Annotated in this window: 1 protein-coding gene; it reads right to left on the bottom strand. The window is 48.4% G+C overall.

What is annotated here, in order from left to right:
* Positions 1-77: 77 nt before the first annotated feature.
* Positions 78-339, bottom strand: a 262-nt coding sequence (locus A918_RS0109785; protein WP_022710889.1) for an ATP-binding protein, incomplete at its 5' end; no start/stop codon positions are given.

Below are 339 nucleotides of genomic sequence, written 5' to 3'. Positions count from 1 at the left end.
CCCTGTTGATTGCCGCTAAGAACTGCCCCGGTTTTTCCACCGAGAATTGACCCGCCTTTTAATTAATGTTCGGGTTTTTATTCACGGTCAAGTTTCGTGTATTCCTTTGCTCGTTTTGGTTCCTGAGCGGAACTGTTTTTGAACCTGAAGCTGTCATTTCCGGTTTCCAGTATGTGGCAGTGATGGGTGAGCCTGTCGAGCAATGCAGTCGTCATTTTGGCGTCTCCAAACACGCTTACCCATTCACTGAAGCTGAGATTGGTGGTGATTATGACACTCGTGCGCTCGTAAAGTTTGCTGAGCAGGTGGAATAAAAGCGCGCCACCGGATGCACTGAAT

The sequence above is a fragment of the Pseudochrobactrum sp. AO18b genome (assembly GCF_000409565.1).
Lineage (GTDB): Bacteria > Pseudomonadota > Alphaproteobacteria > Rhizobiales > Rhizobiaceae > Pseudochrobactrum > Pseudochrobactrum saccharolyticum.
Note: the sequence above shows the minus strand (reverse complement) of the source record. Positions and strands in the feature narration are given on the sequence as shown.